The organism is Pseudoxanthomonas sp. PXM03, assembly GCF_014852005.1.
GTDB lineage: Bacteria > Pseudomonadota > Gammaproteobacteria > Xanthomonadales > Xanthomonadaceae > Pseudoxanthomonas_A.
In genome coordinates, this window is sequence record NZ_JACVAU010000001.1 from 293,728 (window position 1) to 312,409 (window position 18,682).

At 66.8% G+C, this 18,682-nt stretch carries 18 protein-coding genes; 5 read left to right on the plus strand and 13 right to left on the minus strand.

Features of this window, described 5'->3' with window-relative positions:
- The first annotated feature begins 10 nt into the window (after positions 1–10).
- Positions 11–1,066: a type 1 glutamine amidotransferase domain-containing protein gene (locus IB223_RS01365; RefSeq protein WP_192199902.1), complete on the plus strand. Its 1,056-nt coding sequence runs from the start codon at positions 11–13 to the stop codon at positions 1,064–1,066.
- Between the two features lie 47 nt (positions 1,067–1,113).
- Here the strand turns inward: IB223_RS01365 and IB223_RS01370 are convergent, their stop codons facing one another.
- The 10 genes from IB223_RS01370 to IB223_RS01415 all read right to left on the minus strand — a co-directional run bounded on the left by IB223_RS01370 (position 1,114) and on the right by IB223_RS01415 (position 11,496).
- Positions 1,114–1,767 carry a DUF4124 domain-containing protein gene (locus tag IB223_RS01370; protein ID WP_225590749.1) on the minus strand — a complete coding sequence of 218 codons (654 nt, stop codon included), beginning with the start codon at positions 1,765–1,767 and terminating at the stop codon, positions 1,114–1,116.
- Positions 1,764–2,480 carry a DUF4124 domain-containing protein gene (locus tag IB223_RS01375; RefSeq protein ID WP_192199903.1) on the minus strand — a complete coding sequence of 239 codons (717 nt, stop codon included), beginning with the start codon at positions 2,478–2,480 and terminating at the stop codon, positions 1,764–1,766. Before IB223_RS01375 ends, IB223_RS01370 begins: the two co-directional genes overlap by 4 nt.
- A gap of 65 nt (positions 2,481–2,545) precedes the next feature.
- On the minus strand, positions 2,546–3,109 hold the full coding sequence (locus IB223_RS01380; protein WP_192199904.1) for an L-threonylcarbamoyladenylate synthase: 564 nt from the start codon (positions 3,107–3,109) through the stop codon (positions 2,546–2,548).
- A gap of 24 nt (positions 3,110–3,133) precedes the next feature.
- Entirely contained in the window at positions 3,134–5,656 is a 2,523-nt protein-coding gene (locus tag IB223_RS01385; RefSeq protein ID WP_192199905.1) for a DNA topoisomerase I, read from the minus strand.
- Positions 5,657–5,863: 207 nt separating this feature from the next.
- Positions 5,864–6,910, minus strand: a complete 1,047-nt coding sequence (locus IB223_RS01390) for an RDD family protein (protein ID WP_192199906.1) — start codon at positions 6,908–6,910, stop codon at positions 5,864–5,866.
- 19 nt (positions 6,911–6,929) lie between these two features.
- Entirely contained in the window at positions 6,930–7,832 is a 903-nt protein-coding gene (locus IB223_RS01395) for an RDD family protein (protein ID WP_192199907.1), read from the minus strand.
- Between the two features lie 51 nt (positions 7,833–7,883).
- Entirely contained in the window at positions 7,884–8,621 is a 738-nt protein-coding gene (locus IB223_RS01400) for a GYF domain-containing protein (protein WP_192199908.1), read from the minus strand.
- 26 nt (positions 8,622–8,647) lie between these two features.
- A complete protein-coding gene (locus IB223_RS01405) occupies positions 8,648–9,121 on the minus strand; it encodes a DUF494 family protein (RefSeq protein ID WP_142123186.1) in 474 nt (157 codons plus the stop codon).
- A complete protein-coding gene (gene dprA / locus IB223_RS01410; RefSeq protein WP_192199909.1) occupies positions 9,118–10,293 on the minus strand; it encodes a DNA-processing protein DprA in 1,176 nt (391 codons plus the stop codon). The genes IB223_RS01405 and dprA overlap by 4 nt, the downstream gene beginning before the upstream one ends.
- Before the next feature lie 78 nt (positions 10,294–10,371).
- Complete coding sequence (locus tag IB223_RS01415; protein ID WP_192199910.1) at positions 10,372–11,496, minus strand: LysM peptidoglycan-binding domain-containing protein; 1,125 nt, start codon at positions 11,494–11,496, stop codon at positions 10,372–10,374.
- Positions 11,497–11,628: 132 nt separating this feature from the next.
- Between IB223_RS01415 and def the strand changes: the two genes are divergently transcribed.
- The 4 genes from def (at position 11,629) to IB223_RS19000 (ending at position 15,857) form a co-directional block, all read left to right on the plus strand.
- Complete coding sequence (gene def / locus IB223_RS01420) at positions 11,629–12,141, plus strand: peptide deformylase (RefSeq protein ID WP_192199911.1); 513 nt, start codon at positions 11,629–11,631, stop codon at positions 12,139–12,141.
- Between the two features lie 75 nt (positions 12,142–12,216).
- On the plus strand, positions 12,217–13,137 hold the full coding sequence (gene fmt, locus IB223_RS01425) for a methionyl-tRNA formyltransferase (RefSeq protein WP_192199912.1): 921 nt from the start codon (positions 12,217–12,219) through the stop codon (positions 13,135–13,137).
- Positions 13,134–14,429: a 16S rRNA (cytosine(967)-C(5))-methyltransferase RsmB gene (rsmB, locus tag IB223_RS01430; protein WP_192199913.1), complete on the plus strand. Its 1,296-nt coding sequence runs from the start codon at positions 13,134–13,136 to the stop codon at positions 14,427–14,429. The genes fmt and rsmB overlap by 4 nt, the downstream gene beginning before the upstream one ends.
- A gap of 213 nt (positions 14,430–14,642) precedes the next feature.
- Positions 14,643–15,857: an O-antigen ligase family protein gene (locus IB223_RS19000; protein WP_192199914.1), complete on the plus strand. Its 1,215-nt coding sequence runs from the start codon at positions 14,643–14,645 to the stop codon at positions 15,855–15,857.
- A gap of 33 nt (positions 15,858–15,890) precedes the next feature.
- On the opposite strand, the gene IB223_RS01440 is transcribed toward IB223_RS19000, so the two are convergent.
- The 3 genes from IB223_RS01440 to IB223_RS01450 are packed head-to-tail and all read right to left on the minus strand — an operon-like array spanning position 15,891 to position 18,630.
- Complete coding sequence (locus tag IB223_RS01440) at positions 15,891–16,781, minus strand: glycosyltransferase family 2 protein (RefSeq protein WP_192199915.1); 891 nt, start codon at positions 16,779–16,781, stop codon at positions 15,891–15,893.
- Positions 16,778–17,689 (minus strand): glycosyltransferase family 2 protein, encoded by a 912-nt coding sequence (locus tag IB223_RS01445; RefSeq protein ID WP_192199916.1) that lies wholly within the window; start codon positions 17,687–17,689, stop codon positions 16,778–16,780. The genes IB223_RS01440 and IB223_RS01445 overlap by 4 nt, the downstream gene beginning before the upstream one ends.
- 2 nt (positions 17,690–17,691) lie before the next feature.
- Positions 17,692–18,630 carry a UDP-glucuronic acid decarboxylase family protein gene (locus IB223_RS01450; protein WP_192199917.1) on the minus strand — a complete coding sequence of 313 codons (939 nt, stop codon included), beginning with the start codon at positions 18,628–18,630 and terminating at the stop codon, positions 17,692–17,694.
- Positions 18,631–18,682: the final 52 nt, after the last annotated feature.

The window sequence follows — 18,682 nt, forward strand, 5'->3', positions numbered from 1 at the left end:
GGACATCGGGATGCGGCGATGGATCAAGCGCGGGCTGTTGGCCTGCCTGGCGGCGATGCTGGTGGTGGGAGTCGGAGGGTTCGCCTACGTATACACGCTGGACCTGGATGCACAGCCGCCTGCGGATCCGGACAGCACGGTGGCGGACCTGGCCTTCATGCGCGATGTGCTGCCGCCAACGCGCGGGAAGATCCTGGCGGTGGTCACCAGCACCTCGCACTTCCCGGGTGGCGAGAAGAACGCGGGCTTCGAGCTGACCGAACTGGCGCGGGCGTACTACGTGTTCCGGGCCAACGGCTATGACGTCGACATCGCCAGTCCGCAAGGGGGATCACCGCCGATGCGGCGGGATGACGAGGACATGGTCGAAGCCGACCATGCCTTCCTCAACGATGCCGTCGCGCGCGGGAAACTCGATGCCAGCCTGCCAGTGCGCGAAGTGGATCCCGAACGTTACGCGGCGGTGTACTTCGTCGGCGGCAAGGGCACGATGTTCGACTTCCCCGATGATCCAGCCATCCAGCGGCTGGTACGCGCGGTGTACCAGGCAGGCGGCGTGATTGGCGCGGTGTGCCACGGGCCGGCCGCGTTGCTGGAGGTGACGCTGGACGATGGCACGCCGCTGCTGCGCGGCCGTCGCGTGGCCGGATTCAGCAATGCGGAAGAGTTGTTCCTGATCGAGGATGCACGCGCGCGCTTCCCGTACCTGTTGCAGGACCGCCTGGTGGAAAAAGGCGCGCGTTACGTGGAGGGTCCGATGTACCTGGACAACACCGTGGTCGATGGTCGGGTGATCACCGGACAGAATCCGTGGTCGACATGGTCCACTGCGGAGGCGATGGTCCGTGCGCTGGGCCATGCGCCGGTCGCGCGCGCACCGGGACGCGACGAGTTGGCGGTGCAGGTGCTGGCGGCCTATCACGCGCATGGTGTCGATGACGCGCGCAAGGCGCGTGCGGAGCGGCCGGGGGCGGACAAGCGCTTGCTGTTGATGCATGCGCTGGTGGCCGCCATGCAGGGGCGACTCGGTGATGCGTGGCGGTTGCAGGCGCTGGCGCGCGACTGAGGGGCATGCAACGGCGAGGCGCCGATGCAGGGATCAAGGGCCTAGCGTCATTGCCCGCAGTTGCTTTCGCTGACGATGCGCGCGACGCGCTCGTGTTCGGCCTTGTTCCGATCGACGTTCTCGCGGCGGGCGAAGCGCCAGGCCACTTCGGTTTCGTCGAGGCGCTTCTGCCACGCCTCACAGAGCGCGCCATCGGGCACGCGGGCGCAGGTGTCGCGCACGACTTCGCAGGCCTGGCCGGCGCCGGATTGCGGGTTGCCATCCAGTCCCACTGTCCGCAACGTCACGCAGCGCGAGGCGGGTTCGCTGTCTTCGGTGACGTAGGTGCCCTTGTCGTGCGTGGTGCACTGGAACAGCACCGGCGGGGGCAGCCGGCGCGCGCTGCCGGCGGTCGCTGGCACGGCAGGTGTTGCGGATGCGGGCGCCGCAGGCGCGGCCATGGCCGGTGATGCCTGCGCGGGCGAAGCGGGCGACGTGGCCGTGGGCGCGGACGTCATCGGCACCGTGTTGACGCCCTGCATGGTGCGCGCTTCCTGCTTCATGCCTTTGGGGCATGGCGAATTCTGCAGCGTCAGTGCGCCGCTCGCATCCGTGCAGCGGTAGATGGTCACTTCGTCCGCGTGGGCGGCCGGGGTCGCGGTGATCCAGCACAGGACCAGCAACGGAAGACAGGCGGTGGTGGCGCGTACGGGGGGACTCATGGATTCCTGCAATCGTTGGCGATGCGCGCGTCGATGCCGCGCTGTTCCAAGTCTAGCGCGCGCCGCTCGCTCGACATGGCGCTGCCGTAGCGGCGCAGGATCTCGTAGCGGCGGTCGGAGAGGCGCGCGCACACTTCCTGTTGTGGCAACGGGTGGCAGGTGTCGCGGACCCAGGTGCCGCCGGGCAGGATCACCGGGCCATACCCCGGATAGTGGCCGCCCGGGGGACGCGGCGGCCGACGGTCACCGCTTTCGAAGGACAGATGGCCGTTGCCGACCGAGACGCTGCCGGACACGCTGGTACCGCTGCCGATGCGCGGCCAGGTGGGATAGGCCACGCCATACGGGACCCAGCGCGGATTGCCGTCGTCGTTGTCGCTGGTGTAGAGCTTGCCCTCGGGCGTGGTGCATTCGTACATCGGCCGCGGCGGGGTGAGGTACACCACGCGCGTGGGGGGCGGCTCGGCAGGCGGCGGCGCGGGCGCAGGCGCAGCGACAGCAGGCGGTGGCACGGGATCCAGCGGCCGTTGCATCGCACGGACTTCCTGCTTCTCGCCTTTCAGGCACGGCGAATCGCGCAGCGCCACGCTGCCGTTGGCGGTCACGCAGCGGTAGATGGTGACCTGCCCGGCGCCGGGCGTCGCCTGCGCGCCCATGGCGGCGGGCGACAGCGTCAGCAGCATCGTCAACAGCGGTGGGGCGAGGCGGAGCATGCGGCCATGGTGCGCGCGTGCCGGAGGGATGGGAAGGTGGAAGGACGGCCGTGTACGGCCGCCGGTCATTCGCGCAGCGATTGGCCGGTCAGTGCATCACGGATGACCGTGGGACGGGCGAGGCCGCCCGTGTGGCCGGCAACGACGGCGTCGACGCGTGGCAGCAGCAGCGGGTCCAGGGCGTCGCGGTCGCTGACGGCGGGCTTGCCGCTGAGGTTCGCACTGGTGGACACCAGTGCGCCGCCATAGGCCTGGCACAGGCCGATCACGACCGGGTGTTCGCTCACGCGCACGGCGATGCCGCGGTGCACGCCGGTGATCCAGCGGGGGGCCTGCGCGGTGGCGGGCATCACCCAGGTGTGAGGGCCTGGCCAGCTGGACAGGACCTCGGTGAGGCGGTCCGTTGGAACGGCGGCGACATCGATCAGCGGCTTGAGCTGTTCCAGCGTGGCGGCGATGAGGATCAGCCCCTTCTCCACCGGGCGCTGCTTGATCGCCAGCAGCCGGTGCACCGCGCCTTCGTCGAACGGATCGCAGCCCAGGCCCCACACCGCCTCGGTGGGGTAGGCGACGATGCCGCCACTGCGGATGACTTCCGCGGCTTCCTCGATGGTCCGTTCGATGGGCATGGCGTCGTCGGCGTCGTGGTGGGGTCAGAAGGGAGCGTCGTCTCCGGCGACCGCCTTGGATGCCGCCTTCTTCACCGTCTTCTTTGCTGCTGTTTTCTTGCCGGCGGACGTGGTCGCCGTCTTCCCGGCGGCCTTCTTCGCTGTCTTCTTCGCTGCCTTCTTCGCCGGTGCCTTCTTGGCAGCAGTCTTCTTCGGTGCGGCTTCTTTCTTCGCCACGGCTTTCTTGGCGGCGGTCTTCTTGCCGAAACCCTTGCGCACCGGCTTGCCGGTTTCTTCCAGCAGCTTGGTCACCTCGTCGAACGTCAGCGACGCCGGCTCGCGGTCCTTGGGGATCTTTCCGTTGAGCTTGCCATCGCTGATGTACGGGCCGAAGCGACCGTTCAGCACCTGGATGTCGCTGCCATCGAATTCCTTGATGATGCGGTTGCGCGCGATCTCTTCCTTTTCTTCGATCAGGAACACCGCGCGCGCCAGGTCGATCGTGTAGGGATCGTCTTCCTTCTTCAGCGACGCGTACACGCTGCCGCGCTTGGCGAACGGGCCGAAGCGGCCGATGCCGACGCTGACATCCTCGTCCTTGTCCTGGCCCAGCTTGCGAGGCAGCTTGAACAGTTCCAGCGCGTCTTCCAGCGTGATGGTATGCATCGACTGGCCGGGACGCAGCGAGGCGAACTCCAGCTTCTCGTCGGTGTCCTTGTCGCCGATCTGCGCATACGGTCCGTAACGGCCCAGGCGCACACTGACCGGCTTGCCGGACTTGGCGTCGGTACCGAGTTCGCGCGCGCCGGTGGCTTCGCTGCGGTCCACGGTTTCCGCCTTTTCGGCGACCAGATCCTTGAAGGGACCCCAGAACCGCTCCATCAGCGGCACCCAGTCTTCCTCGCCGCGGGAAACGGCATCCAGCTCGTCCTCCAGCTTGGCGGTGAAGTCGTAGTCCACGTACTGGGTGAAATGGCCGGACAGGAACTTCGATACCGCGCGGCCCACGTCGCTGGGCTTGAACGCGCGGCCTTCCATTTCCACGTACTTGCGGAACTGCAGGGTCTGGATGATCGAGGCGTAGGTGGAGGGACGGCCGATGCCGTACTCCTCCAGCGCCTTCACCAGCGCCGCTTCGGTGAAGCGCGGCGGCGGCTGGGTGAAATGCTGGTCGGCGTGGATGCGGTCGAGCGGCACGGTGTCGCCGGGTTTCATCGGCGGCAGCTTGCGGCCCTCGTCGTCGTCCTCGGCGTTCTTCTGGTCCTTGCCTTCCTCGTACACGGCCAGGAAGCCCGGATCGACCACGGTGGTGCCGCTGGCGCGGAAGCTGTGTTGGCTGCCGGCGGCCAGGTCGACCGAGACGGTGTTGAGCGTGGCCGGGACCATCTGGCAGGCGACGGCGCGCTTCCAGATCAGGTCGTACAGCTTGCGCTCGTCGTCGCTCAGGTGCCGGGCGACCTGCGCGGGCGTGCGCAGCGCGCTGGTGGGACGCACGGCTTCGTGCGCTTCCTGCGCGTTCTTCGACTTGGTGACATAGACGTTGGGCTTGTCCGGCAGCGCCTGCGTGCCGAAGTCGCGCGCGATGACGTCGCGGATCTCGGCCAGCGCTTCCGCCGACAGGCTCACCGAGTCGGTACGCATGTAGCTGATCAGGCCGACGGTGCCTTCCTCGTCGCCGATGTTGACGCCTTCGTACAGCTTCTGCGCCACCTGCATGGTCTTGCGGGTAGTGAAGCCGAGCTTGCGCGAGGCTTCCTGCTGCAGCGTGGACGTGGTGAACGGCGGGGCCGGGCGGCGCTTGCGTTCCTTGCTGGTCACGTCGGTGACGTGCAGCATGCCCTGCGCGGCCTGCTGGATGCGCAGGCGGGCCGCTTCGGCGGTGTCGCCGTCGGTGACGGTGAACTGTTCGAACTTCTGCCCGTCGAGCCTCGTCAGCTTGGCGGTGAAGGCCTGGCGCGGATGCGCGCACTCGGCCTCGATGCTCCAGTACTCGCGGGCGATGAAGGCTTCGATCTCTTCCTCGCGCTCCACGATCATGCGCAGGGCGGGCGACTGCACGCGGCCGGCGGACAGGCCGCGCTGCACCTTGCGCCACAGCACCGGCGAAAGATTGAAGCCGACCAGGTAGTCCAGCGCGCGGCGTGCCTGCTGGGCGTCGACCAGGTCGCCGGCGATCTGCCGCGGCTGGGCCATGGCTTCCTTGATCGCGCGCGGCGTGATTTCGGTGAAGACCACCCGGTGCAGCGGTTTGTCCTTCAGCAGGCCACGCTCCTTCAGGATCTCGGCGATGTGCCAGCTGATCGCCTCGCCCTCGCGATCCGGGTCGGTCGCCAGGAAGATGTCATCGGCACCCTTGGCGGCCTTGGCGATGGCATCGACGTGCTTCTCGTTCTTCTCGATCAGGTCGTAGCGCATCGCGAACCCGTTGTCGGGGTCCACCGCTCCTTCCTTCGGCACCAGGTCCCGGACGTGGCCATAGGACGCGAGGACGGTGAAGTCCTTGCCGAGGTATTTGTTGATCGTCTTGGCCTTGGCGGGCGACTCGACGATGAGCAGGTGCTTGGGCATGTCAGGGGTTCAGGGGAGTTCGGGTGGGCCGTCCGGGGCCGGCTAGGGTGGCCCAGATGCGGGCGCCAGAGAAGCGGACGCCCGGGGCGGGGGCCCCGGGCGTTCAGATTTCCTATTTATAGTGGTGTCACGGCCGGCCCCGGCCTGTCAAGCCGCCGTGGTGGGGCCGGGCCGGGTTCCGTGACCCGGATCGCGCCGTTGGGCCGGTCAGCGGCTCATCGAAAACAGGGCGGCGAAGGCCACCAGCATCAGGATCACCGCCCCGGCGATCAGCAGGCCGCCGATGATCAGCACCACCAGGGCCACCGACCCCAGTTCTTCGCGCTGGCGCCCCGGTTGCGAGGTGAAAGCCCACTTGTCGACCACCAGCGTGTCGCAGACCAGGTCATGCAGGGCCTGCTTGCGCGACGTGAAGGCGGCCATGAGGAAGCCGATGCCGAGGATGACGGCCGACAGTATGGTGGCCCAGTAGCGGGCGAAGCCGCGCAGGAAGCTGATCCTGTCCCCGTCGGCGCGAACCACTTTGATGCCGATGGCCAGTTTGCCGGGTGTGGCCATCAGCCCGGCTGCGGAGTGGAACCAGCCGTAGGCCATGGCAGAAAGCACGTACGAGATGGCAGTTTCGCCGACGTTGAAAGCGCCCGCCGCCCCCGAGAAGCCATCGGCGAACGAACTGCCCAAGCCCAGCAGCCCGGCGATGATGGTGGCCACGATGCCCACCGGGATGCCGATGGCGAATGCGTCGATGAAGCTGGCCGCCACGCGCTTCCAGAAACCGGCATACACCACGTGACCGTCCGCGACGGGGGGGCTGTAGGTGACGCGGCCCATGTCCGCGCGTGGTGCTGCATAGGGCGACACGGCCGCCTCCGGGGATTCCCCCGCCGCAACCGCGCGGGTGGCGGCGGCTGCGGCCGCCACGGCATCGGACTGGCTGGCATGCGCGGGCGCATGCCGTGCATAACTGGGTTCGCTGGCGGTGAAAACGGCCCGGCCGGTCAGCGGACGGTCTACGGGTGCCGGCTCCGGTTCGGGCTCCTGCGCGGCGGGCGCAGGTGAAGCCGGGACGGGGCGCGTGTCCGCGATGCCGAGTTCGACCGCGAGTTCGCCCAGCGGCGTCCACTGGTTCATGCCCTCGCGCCAGGCAAGCGATGCACTGGTCAGGGCACCGGAACGGTAGAGCCCCGTGAGAGCCTCCGGGGACACCGGGCCTTGGCGCTCGTGCCGGATATCAACGTAATACCACTCGGTCATGCAGGGTCTCCTTGCCCTTTCAGGATTGTGTGGCCAGTGGAATCAGGATGGCGGCCATCATGGCGATGAAGATCAGCCCGTAGATGACGCCCGCGATCGCCAGGATCACCTTGGTGGCGGTGCCGAGGCCGCGCTGCTGCCAGTCGGGATGCGCGGTGTACGCCCAGCGATCCACCACCAGCGTGCCCACCGCCATGTCGTGCAGGCCCTGCTTGCGCTCGGTGAAGGCCGCGATCAGGTAGCCGATGTACAGCGTGAGGTAGTTCAGCATGACGGCCAGCCATCGCAGCAGCGCGCGACCCAGCGTCAGGCGGCGCCCGTCGATGTCGGTGACCTTGATGCCGACCGCCATCTTGCCCAGCGTGGCCTGCTTGCCCGAGGACTCGAAACCGACGTAGTACGCCGCACTGATCACCGGATACAGCAGGTAGACCAGCGCCATCATGCCGAACATCGCCGCCATGCCTTCGGCGTCGTTCCCGCCGCGCATCAGCAGGCTGCCGCCGACGCCCAGCACGACCACGCACACGATGAGTACCAGGTAGTAGGCGAAGCCCACCACCATCGAGTCGATGAAAAGCGCCGCGAGGCGCCGCCAGAAGCCAGCGAGCACCACGTCGCCATCGCCCACGTAATGCTGTTCCGTTGCGATCTGTGCCGCAGGCGGTGCGTAAGGCGCGTCTGCGGCGGGGATGTGGAGTTCAGTGGCGTCGTCGGCACCCTCTGCCGGCGGGTCCATCGTGCCGACCGGCAGGTCCAGTTCGGAGGCCAGCGCACTCAGCGGCTTCCAGTCCTCCAGTCCCTCTCGCCACACCAGGGACTGCGCGCCCAGGCGCGCCTGGCGGACATGGCCGCCGAGTTCCCCGGCCGTGAACGGCCCCTGCCGCTGCCCTTGGGCGTCGGCGTAATACCAGTGCGTCATGCGTTCGATCCCCGATGAAATACGTGGCCTGCCGCGCCACGTCGACGTTCCTCAGCCGCGACACTCCATGGGCAGCCATTTGTCGTCGATTTCCGACGAACACTGCCATTCGGTGTGGTCGCTCCCCATGTCCCACCACAGCTTCCTGCCGTCGATCTGCGCGTTGCCGGTATTGCCGAACTCCAGCTCGAAACCGCAGGTGCCATCGTCGAAGTCGCCGACGACGGCGCGCGTGATGTAGGTACCCGCGTAGCTTTCCGGCGTGCCGATGCCGCCTTCGCCATTGGTGGGGCAGCGCCCTTCGCGGTCATGGAAGGCCTTCACGTCGCTGCGCAGTTCGAAGTTGTCGATCACCGCCTGGGAAACCTTCGAGCGCAGGGTGTAATCGTTGTACGCAGGGATCGCGATGGCGGCCAGGATGCCGCCGATGCCGACGCAGGGCAGCACCAGTGCCGCCGCCACGATCAGTGCGATCCTGCCGCCCGACATTCCTTTCTTGGCGACGGGCTGCGCGGGTGTGCGCAACAGGCGTTCCTGCGCGGAAGAAGCGGCAACATGCGCCGACGGCGGAGGTGGAACGGGCGGTGGCGTCCCGCCGCCATCGGCCGGTGCCGCATGCAGTCCCAGCTCGGCGGAAAACTCCCGCAGCGGCAGCCACTCGGGCAGGCCTTCGCGCCAGACAAGGCTGTCCAGCGCGACGCGGCCATAACGGTAATGGGTGACCAGTTCTTCCGACGACACCGGCCCGTGCTGCTGACGGTTCCGGTCAGCGTAGTACCAACCCGACATGCTTCCCCCTGAAGCGTTTCAACGCCTCAGTGTACCGGCTCGGGTTCGTCCGCAAACATCTGGGTTTCCATCCACGCGTAGGCGGCTTCCGAGCCGGGTTGGTTGAACAGCACCATCAGCACGACCCACTTCAGGTCGTCCAGGTCCAGTTCGTCCTGGTCCAGTGCCATTGCACGGTCCAGCACCAGCTCGCGCTGGTCCGCGTCCAGTACGCCATGCTGCTCCAGGAACAGCAGGAAGCCCCGGCATTCGACGTCTAGCTTTTCCAGCTCGGGACCGTGGAAGACGCGGGTGGGGCCGCCCACACGTGGCGTCGACGCGGCCGGCCGCTGGTCGGCCAGGGCATCGAGCCAATCGAAGGCCTTGCTGATTTCGGCGGGGCTGAAACCGGCCTGGATCAGGCCGTTCTGGAGAGAGTCGCGATCGCGGACGGGGTCCGCATCTTCAGTGAAGTAATGTTCGAACAGGTACAGCAGTACATCCAGGATGCTCTCTTTCATTGCCCCTCGGCCTGCGTCATCGACGCTGTGGAGGTGAAGAAACCGGTCTTTCTCTGGTATCGGCCGTGTTCCGCCGTTACTAAGCCATCCAGTTCCATGACCAGCAGCATGGAGGACAGTTCCGCAGCCGTCAATCCGGTTCGTGAGACGAGCTGATCCATACCTGTTGGGTCGTGACCCAAGCCTTCCCACAACTTCTGGTAGTCGGCGTCCAGTCGCAAGGGCGTCTCGCCTGGCCCTGCGATTGCCGCCGATTCAGTCTCGCCTAGGCGGCCACGCAAGGCGTTGGCGAGGTCTGCGGCCAATGGCGCCACCGCCTCGATGACTTCCTGCGCGCATTCCACCAAGGCGGCGCCGTCCCGGATCAGGCGGTGGCAGCCCCGCGCCAAGGGGTTGTGGATCGAGCCGGGGATGGCGAAGACCTCGCGCCCGGCTTCGCCGGCCTGGCGGGCAGTGATCAACGCGCCTGACCGCTCGGCGGCTTCGACCACGAGCGTGCCCAGCGTCAGGCCCGCGAGGATGCGGTTGCGCGAAGGGAAATGGCTGCGCATCGCAGGTGTTCCGGGTGGGTGTTCACTGACCACGGCGCCCTGGGTGGCCAGGCGATCGCGCAGCCGGTCATGCCCCGGGGGATAGGCGATGTCCGGGCCGGTGCCGACGACCGCAAGGGTAGTGCCGGGCCCCAGCGCCAGCGCGGCCTCGTGCGCTGCGGCGTCGATACCCCGCGCCATGCCGCTTGCCACCACGATCCCTGTCGATGCGAGCGCCCGTGCGAAGGCGTGGGCATTGTCCCGTCCCCCGCTGGTCGGCGCGCGGCTGCCGACCACGGCGACGGCGGCCCGCCACAGCAGGGTTGGATCGCCTTCGACGAACAGCGCCAGCGGCGGGCTTCCGATCTGCCGCAGCGGGGCCGGGTAGTCCGCGTCGTGCCAGCCGATCAGATGATGACCGGGGGCCTGCAGCCACTCCAGTGTTCTCATATGTGCGTCATCGGCAGGGCCGCGCAGACGGGTGATCTGTACGTCATCCATTCCTGCCGCTCGCCAGGCGCTTGCTCCTGCCCGGAGGGCCGCCGCCGGTGTGCCGTGCTGGTCGAGCAGGCGTCGGCGGCACAACACCGGGCCACTGGCCAGGACCAGTCTGGCCAGTGCGATCGTGTCGTCGGTATGCATGCCGCGAGCGTAGGCCGGAAACGACGACGGCGCCCTCGGGCGCCGTCGCGGTCTTGCGTAGGAATTGCCTGACGCGTGTCAGTAGGTCGCGTCGGGGTGCTTCAGCTCGTAGCCGACGCGGGTGGCCTCCACGCCTTCCATGACCAGCGCGTAGCTGACCTTGTCGAAGGTGCGGAACACCATCGCATGGCTGGCGTACTCGTCAGGCAGGCTGACGCGGCCGGCGCCCGACTTCGGCGACTCGCTGATACGCGAGGATTCCGGATGGGCCATGCGGTTGGCGGTGTGGCTGCCATTGCGCCAGATCGAGAACACAGTGCCGTTGTCCACGCCGTCCAGGCGGCCGCCGGAGATGGCGATCACGTCGCGCGTACCGCCCGAGGTGAGGGCATCCGCCACCGCCAGCACGCGCAACTTGCCGGCCGGATCGCTGGCGGGCGGGTGCGGGAAGAAGTGCAGGTCGTAGGGCTGTGCGTCCACCGGGATCAGGCGGTCACCGACGCGGACCTCATGTCCGCCGATGTCGGCGACCAGCGTGCTGACCTCGGTGCCCGGGACGACACCCCGGGTGAAGGTCGCCACGTTGACCTTGGCCAGTTCGTAGCCCAGGAAAGCGCCCTTGCCACTCTGTTCGACGATGTCCTTCCACTGGTCCACTTCGCCGCGGATGGTCTTGCCGCGGAAGTCCAGGTCCTGCGCGCGCGGGTTGTCGGTGAAGCGGGCCGTCGGCCGGACCACCGCGAAGCGCTGGCCCGGCTGCGCGCCCTCCAGTCCGCGGACGTAGATGTTGTGGCCGCCGGAGCCGCGCAGGCGGTCTTCATCCAGCCCTGCGACATGCGGCAAGCTTTCGAAGCTGTCGACGACGCGGCGATCCTTCAGGTACGCCTCGATGTCGGACAGCGGGATGGCGTTCAGCGGGGCTTCCTGGCGCGGGCCCGGCTGCACGGCCACGCGGTCCAGATAGGCCAGGCTGATCACGTCGCCCGGATAGATCAGGTGCGGGTTCTGGATCTGCGGATTGGCTTGCCAGATCTCCGGCCACAGCCAGGGCTTCTTGAGGAAGCGCGCCGAAATATCCCACAGCGTGTCGCCACGCTTGACCACGTAGGTATCAGGGTGGCTCCCCGCCATCTCGGCAGCGGCCGCGTAAGTGCCGACGGTCAGCGCCGCAACGGCGAGAACCGTACGAAAATATTTAAACATGGCGGTATCTACCTGATTCCCCGACAGGTGGTCAGCACTATAGTCCAGAAAACCCGACGCAAAGCAAGCGCCCGCGTTAGAATTCGTGAGGGCTTGCCGGATTCCACTGGCGCCCCCATCCAGAGAAGCATCATGGCCCTGCTCCCCATCCTCGAATTCCCCGATCCCCGCCTGCGCACGAAGGCCGTGCCGGTGGATGCGGGGCATGTGACCTCGTCGGCGTTCCAGCGCCTGCTGGACGACATGTTCGAGACCATGTACGACGCTCCCGGCATTGGCCTGGCCGCCAGCCAGGTGGATGTGCACCAGCGTTTCATGGTGATCGACATCAGTGAAGAGAAGAACCAGCCGCAGGTCTTCATCAATCCCGAGCTGAGCGACAAGTCGGGCGAACAGGTCTACCAGGAAGGCTGCCTCTCCGTCCCGGGCATCTTTGCCGACGTGACCCGTGCCGATGCGGTCACCGTGCGTTTCCTCGACCGCCAGGGGCAGCCGCAGGAACTGCGGGCCGATGGCCTGCTGGCGGTCTGCATCCAGCATGAGATGGACCACCTGGACGGCAAGCTGTTCGTCGATTACCTCTCGCCGCTGAAGCGCGAAATGGTGCGCAAGAAACTGGCCAAGCAGCGCAAGCACGTCGCCTGACGTGCGGGCGTGGCGGGATCGGGTGCCGGGCTGGTCCCGCCCGTTCCGATATCCCTTTCCTGAGGTCTCACCCGCATGAGAATCGTCTTCGCCGGCACGCCGGCGTTCGCCGTGCCCAGCCTGCGCGCCGCACATGCCCACCATGAAGTCGTCGCGGTCTACACCCAGCCCGATCGCCCGGCGGGGCGCGGGCGCGGGCTGACCCCTTCGCCCGTCAAGCTGGAAGCGATCCAGCGCGGCATCCCGGTGCTGCAGCCGCTCTCGCTGAGTAAGAAGTCCACCCAGGACGCACTGCGCGAGATGCAACCGGACGTCATGGTGGTGGTGGCTTATGGCTTGATCCTTCCGCAGGCGGTCCTGGACATTCCCCAGTACGGTTGCTGGAACGTACACGCCTCGCTGCTGCCGCGCTGGCGCGGTGCCGCGCCGATCCAGCGTGCCATCGAGGCGGGCGATACCGAGACGGGTGTCTGCCTGATGCAGATGGAAGCGGGTCTGGACACCGGGCCGGTGCTGCTGGCGCAGAGCATGCCGATTGGTCCGGAAGATACCGGCGGGCAACTCCACGACCGGCTTTCCGATCTGGGCGCCCAGGTGTTGCGCGATGCATTGGGTCTGCTGCGTGCCGGCGTCCGCCTGCCGCCGCATCCCCAGGCGGAAGAGGGCGTGGCGTACGCGCACAAGCTGGACAAGGCCGAAGCGAAGCTCGACTGGGCGCAACCGGCCGGAGTGCTGGCCCGCAAGGTGCGTGCGTTCAATCCCTGGCCCGTGGCCGAAGCGCAGGTCGCCGGCGAGCGCTTGCGCATCCACGGCGCGGTTGTGGTGGACCAGTCTCACGGCGCCACGCCGGGCACGTTGCTTGCGGCAGGCCGGCAGGGGTTGGACATCGCCTGCGGCGATGGCGTCCTGCGCCTGCGTGTCGTCCAGCGGGAAGGGGGCAAGGCCATCACCGCGGCGGACTACCTCAACGCACGGCGCGATCTGGTGACGGCATGAACACGCAGGCCGGCGTCGCGGTACGGGTCCTGGCTACCCGTGTCGTCGATGCCGTGATGCACCGTGGCCGTTCGCTGAAAGCGGAACTGGCCGCCTGCCTGCCCCGCATCGATGACGCACGGGATCGCGCGTTGCTGGAGGCGATCTGTTTCGCCGTGCTGCGCTCGCGTGCCCGCAGCGAGGCAGCGCTGGGGCAGTGGATGAGCAGGCCGCTGGGGCCGCGCGACAACGAGTTGCGTGCGCTCCTGCACGTGGGGTTCGCGCAGGTGGTCGTCCTTGGGCTTCCCCCGCACGCGGCGCTGTCGGCAACCGTGGAAGCCGTGCGCGCGCTGGGGAGGCCGCACCAGGACAAGGTCGTGAATGCGCTGCTGCGTCGTGCGCAGCGTGAAGGCCTGCCCGCTGTGCCTGCTGACGCGCTCTGGCCGGAATGGCTGCGCCGGCAGATCAGGGCCGATTGGCCGCAGCATGCCGAGGCGATCTTCGAGGCCAGCCAGCAGGAAGCGCCGCTGTGGTTGAGAGTCAATCGATCTCGTGGAAGTCGCGACGAGTACCGGCAACGACTGGCGGATGCGGGCATCGTGGCGGACCTCGCAGAAAAGATGGCGGATGCGCTGGTCCTGCGCGAACCGCTGGCCGCCACGGCGTTGCCCGGCTTCGCCCAGGGTCATGTCTCCGTGCAGGACGGGGCCGCACAGCGCGTGGCCGATCTGGCAGCTGCATTGCCCAAGGGAGCCCGCGTGCTGGACATGTGTGCTGCGCCCGGGGGCAAGTCCGCGCACCTGCTGGAACGTGATCCTTCATTGCGACTGGTTGCACTGGATGTGGACGCCCGCCGGTTGCAGCGCGTCCGGGAGACACTCGATCGGGTGGGTGTCAGCGCACACTTGCAGGCAGCCGACGCCACCGATACGGCGTCCTGGTGGGATGGCCAGCCGTTCGATGTCGTGCTGCTGGATGCGCCCTGCTCCGCCACGGGCATCGTGCGCCGGCAACCGGACGTGCTGCTGCATCGGCGGGCCGAGGACATTGCGGCGCTGACGCGGCTGCAAGCCAACCTGCTGGATGCGGCTTGGCATGTCCTGGCCCGCGGCGGGCAACTGATCTACACGACATGTTCGATTCTGCGCGCGGAGAACGGGCGACAGGTAGATGCGTTCCGCTCACGCCACCCGGAAGCGGTGCTGGATGCACTGGATGACGCATGGGGTCACGAAGACGCGGGCGGCCGGCAGTGTTTGCCCGGGGAGGAGGACCGCGACGGGTTCTTCTACGCATCATGGCGCAAAGGGTGAACCCCGTCGCAGGACGCGGCCTGACCCGACTGCATGGGGCGTACCGCGTGCCGAGAGTGCGTCGATTGCCGCATACTTCCGCGCGCAGAGAACCGTCGATTCACATCACTTTGACGTAACAAGGAAGCGGTTGGCTCAGACTCTGTTTCCCGGGGTACCGCCTGCCGCCTTCATGATCGTGCCGCCACAATCCGCAGGACCCGAGGTGTACAGGTGAGGAGCTATCGTCGACAGGATGTCGCGCGTGGATTGGCGTGGCTGGCGGGATTCAGCGCGGCCACGCTGCTGGTGGTGCCCAAGGGACTGTCCGTATTCGCGATACTGATGCTGGCGGCAACCTTGGCCGTGCTCCCCGACCTCTGGCGCAGTGGACGCACAATCCCACGTGCCTGGTATGCGTTGTTGGCGGCGGCATTGATCGTTGTCGCGATCACGGCCATCTCCACCTGGACGGCTGGCGCGGGTTGGACAGCGCTGGACAATCCTTCGCGCGCGCTGCTGCTGCCCTGGTGCGCCTGGTTGGCATGGACGACTGGCGTGCGAATGTCGAGCCTGTGGTATGGCGCGCTGGCGGGGCTGCTCATCGCGTTCGCCATCTCGATCGTGCAGGTGTGGCTGGGCGTCGAGCGGGCTGGCGGTGACGCAAACCCGATCGTGTTCGCGAACGCGGTGCTGACGTTGCTGGTGGTCGCGGTGTTCTGTCGGCCGCCGGGCAGGGGTCTCCTGATGCCGCTGCTGTTGGTGGGGGTGATCGTGCTGGCCAATGTGGCCGTCATTCTCAGCGGCAGCCGCGGTGCGCTGCTGGGCCTGGGATTGGTGGTCCTGATGTTGCTGGTGGGCGGTGCAACGCAGTACCGGTGGCGGCGGCTGAGTATCGCCGGCGGTGTGCTCGCGACCCTGTTCGTCGCGCTATGGACCGTGCCATGGCTGTCCACCCAGTTCAGGCTGGACCAACTGCATGCGGACGTGTCCGGCTATGCGCTGGGCCAGGTGGACAAGCCGATCAGCGCGCGCCTCGCGCTTCTCTCCGTGGCATGGGATGCTTTCCGGGAGTCACCGCTCACCGGTATCGGGATCGACGCCTTCGAGGCGCGCGTGGATGCCAGCGTCTATTGCAGGGGTGCGGAGCGGCACTTCTGTGGGCTGGGGCACGCACACAACGACCTGGCTCAATGGGGCGCGACCATGGGGGTCGCCGGGATCATCGGCTTGCTGGCCCTGTATCTGCTCCCGCTGGTAGTCGCGACGCGCCAGATCCGCACGGGACGCACGGGGGAGGCGGCAGGAGCCCCTTGGGCGGCCGGCATGCTGGTGGCCATCTACATGGTTTCCGGCCTGACGCAGTCCATGTTCTCCCACGCGCTCAGCACGAGTGCGTACGTGGTGCTGGTAGGACTGCTGCTTGGCATCGGCATGCGAAACGAGTGAGCGCGTGCCCGCGCATCATTGCTGGCACATGCTTCATGCTGCGTTAGCGTGCTCTCCGCCTGCAGAACTCGCCAGATCGGCCAGTGACGCCTGGCCAGGCGTCTCAAGGTGCCTGTCCAGACCCAATAGGCTGCGCGTGCGCCGTCCGTGTTTCGTTTCGAAGATCAGCGCATCGTTGGCACTCGTTTCCCCATCGTGGCGTTCAGGGTGATACAGATGGCTGGCGAGACCGGCGAAGCGGAGTGACCGACGCCTGAGGCCCAACCGTATGGCTCGAACCGCCAGGTCAACATCTTCGCGTCCCCATCCCTCGTAGCGTTCGTCGAAGCCGTTGAGTGCGACCAGATCTTCACGCCACCAAGCCTGGTTGCAGGTCTTGATGGCTTTCAGGGACGTGCTGGGACTCACAGCTGCGATGCAGCGCGACAACCATGGCAGGCGCAAGGCGTGACGCCGTCGGCGAATGCCCGGATCGAAGAACCCCAAGGTGTAGGCGTCGCTGGCGAGTAGCCTGTCACGACCGTCGGCATCGGTCAGCACGCGCATGCCTTGCACGAAGGTGTTACGTCGTGCAGCAGCAAGGTGATCGGCGACGAACGCAGGATGCGGCACCATGTCGCCATCGAGCAGGATCACGTACTCGCCGGAAGCGGCCGCGATGGCGCGGTTGCGGCACAGCGCAGCCCGGAAGCCCTGGTCGGGTTGCCAGCAATGATGCAGAGGTATCGGATAGTCGCGTGCAATGCGCTCGATGCAGTCACGCGTGGCGGGGCCAGACCCGTCGTCGGCCACAATCACTTCACCAGGCAGTGTCTGCTGAGCTGCGAGCGCACGCAATGTCTTCGCCAGCGCCTCGGGCCAATTGAATGTCGTGACGACGACGCTGACCGAATGCGGCTTGCGCGAAGCGGGCTTGGTATTCATCGCTTCCCCATTCTGCGGCCAAGCATGATCCCGAGCGCCCGCTCCCATCGTTTCCACCATGGAGCCGTTCCGCGCAGCGCGAGCGAAGCATACCGTTTGCGCTCCGTCCGCGAGGGCGCGACCTTCGTGCGGTACTCGTACTTGCCAAGATCCGCCGCGGACCGGTCGAGGCCGACGATGGTCGCGTAGTGGTTGATGATGCCGAGGTTGCGGACGCGGTTGCGGTACAACGAAACAGGGTCGCGACGCGTGGCCCACCAACCATTCTTCCCGTGCGAGCGATAGCGTACCTCGCCGGTCGGCAAGAAATACTTGCGGGCGCCGAGGATGCTGGCGCCGTGGACTACGCAGGCATCGGCGCACAGTCGCCACAATGAATCGAAGGAGGCCGGAAGGTCGAGCGTTCGCACGGCCCAGTGGCGGCGGAGCGAAAGTGCCGACGTGGGTGCGCCGTACCAGGGCTGGAATACGAGGGTGCTGATGGCGGTGAAGCCAAGATCGACGGGCTTCTCATCGAAGCGGATGTGCTCGCTGTCATCCCCGAAGACCTGCAGGTCACTGAAGACGAAGTCAACATCCGCGCGCTGGTCGTAAAGGCCGGCGAGTGCTTCCAGATAGCCAGGCTCCCACAGGTCGTCTGCATCCAGGAAGCAGACCACGTCGGCATCGGCTGACATTACGCCTCTTCGGAACGCCGACAATTGCCCGCCATTCTCACCGAACAGGAGGGTCACACTGGGGTCGGCACCGTAACGTTGCCGGAGCAGTTCGGGCGAACCATCGCTGGATCCGTCGTCCACCACGATGACCTGTCGTGGCGCATGGCGTTGGGCCAATGCGCTGTCCACCGCAGCCTCGACGAACGCGCGGTAGTTGTAGTTCGTGACGACAACGGCGAACGTGGTCATGCCTAGGCCTGCAGCAGGCGGCGGAAGTAGGAGATGGTCTCTTTCAGTCCATCCTCCAGCGCGATACGGGGCTCCCATCCCAGCTTCTCGCGCGCCAGCGCGATATCCGGCTGGCGCTGCTTCGGGTCGTCGGAAGGCAGAGGCTGGAAGACCAGCCTGGAACGGCCGCCTACCAGAGCGAGCACCTTTTCCGCCAGCTCCAGCATGCTGAACTCGCCGGGATTGCCGATGTTGACCGGGCCGGTGAAGCCGCGCTCTGTCTCCATCATGCGACCCATGGCTTCGATGAGGTCATCCACGTAGCAGAAGCTGCGTGTCTGGCTGCCATCGCCGTAGATGGTGATGTCGTCGCCGCGCAACGCCTGCACGATGAAATTGGACACGACACGGCCGTCGTTGGGATGCATCCGAGGTCCGTAGGTATTGAAGATTCGTACGACCTTGATGTCGAGCTGGTGCTGGCGGAAGTAATCGAAGAACAGTGTTTCGGCGCAGCGCTTGCCCTCGTCATAGCAACTGCGGATGCCGATCGGGTTGACGCGCCCCCAGTAGCCTTCCTGCTGCGGATGCACCTCCGGGTCCCCGTACACCTCGCTGGTGGACGCTTGCAGGATGCGCGCATCGAGCCGCTTGGCCAGCCCCAGCATGTTGATGGCACCATGCACGCTGGTCTTCGTGGTCTGCACCGGATCGTGCTGGTAATGCACGGGCGAGGCAGGACAGGCAAGGTTGAAGATGCGGTCCACTTCCACGTAGAGGGGGAAGGTCACATCGTGCCGCATCAATTCGAAACGGGGATGACTGAGTAGGTGGGCAATGTTCTGTTTGTTGCCGGTGAAAAAGTTGTCGACACACAGTACGTCATGGCCTTGCTCGACCAGTCGCTCGCACAGGTGCGACCCGAGGAAGCCGGCTCCGCCGGTGACCAGGATGCGCTGCATGGGAAAAGGGGGTAGTGGGGACGCAGTATTTTCCCGGGACTGTGGGCTGAGG